Origin of the sequence: Methylobacterium sp. CCH5-D2 (assembly GCF_001556475.1) — a bacterium.
Taxonomy (GTDB): Bacteria; Pseudomonadota; Alphaproteobacteria; order Rhizobiales; family Beijerinckiaceae; genus Methylobacterium; species Methylobacterium hispanicum.
On the sequence record NZ_LSIX01000142.1, the window covers coordinates 1 to 1,093 of the forward strand.

Below are 1,093 nucleotides of genomic sequence, written 5' to 3' on the forward strand. Positions count from 1 at the left end.
GTCGTGGGCGGGCGCAGCGCGCTCCTCGTGCTCCTCGACAACGGCGCGAGCGCCGCCCACGACTGGCGCGCCCGCCTCGCGGTGGCGCAGGACACGATCGAGGGCGCGGCCCGCGACGGACGGCCGGTGGCCGTGCTCGGCAGCGCCGAGGCGCCCGCCGCGGTCGAGGCCCGCACCCCGGCCGCCGCCCTGGAACGCCTGCGCGCGCTGGCGCCCCGCCCGCACCTCGCCGACCGGGCGGCGCTGCTGCCGGCGCTCGGTGCCTTCCTGGAGAAGAATCCCGGCGCCGGCCTCGTCTGGATCAGCGACGGCGTCGCCGGCATCGGGGCCGATGCCTTCACGGGCGAACTCTCTCGGCTTGGCCAAGCGAACGGCGCCGCCGTCACCCTGCTGCGGGCCGACGCGCCGCCGGCGCTCGCGCTCACCGCCGCCGAGCAGGCGGGCAAGCTCACCGCCCGGGTGCTGCGCGCCGCCCCGAACGGCCGTGAGGCCGGCACCGTGCGGGCGCTCGATCAGCGCGGCCTGCCGCTCGCCGAGCACGATTTTTCGTTTCAGACCAGCGCGCTCGCCGCCGAGGTGCCGCTGGAGATCCCGGTGGAGCTGCGCAACAATATCAGCCGCCTGGAGGTCTCGGGCGAGCGCTCGGCCGGCGCGGTGGTGCTGATGGACGAGCGCGGCAAGCGCCGCCGGGTCGGCCTCGTCTTCGGCGGCACCAGCGACCAGGCCCAGCCACTGCTGGCGCCGACCTACTACCTGTCCCGCGCCCTGCAGCCCTTCGCCGACGTGCAGGAGGCGCGCGGCGCCAAGGGCACGGCCGAATCGATCAACCAGCTCCTCGACAACCAGGTCACGGTGCTGGTGCTGGCCGATGTCGGCGCCATGGACGAGCGCACCACCGCGCGGGTGGAGAAGTTCGTCTCCGAGGGCGGCCTGCTGCTGCGCTTTGCCGGGCCGCGTCTGGCGGCCGGAAACGATCCGCTGGTGCCGGTGCGCCTGCGCCGGGGCGGGCGCAACCTCGGTGGCACGCTCTCCTGGGACAACCCGAAGACGCTCGCCCCCTTCGCCCCCGAGAGCCCCTTCGCGGGCCTGAGCG

At 75.8% G+C, this 1,093-nt stretch carries 1 pseudogene; it reads left to right on the forward strand.

Annotated elements, in window-relative coordinates:
• A pseudogene (locus tag AX737_RS03230) lies at nt 1-1,093 on the forward strand (LytTR family transcriptional regulator); the annotation flags it as partial.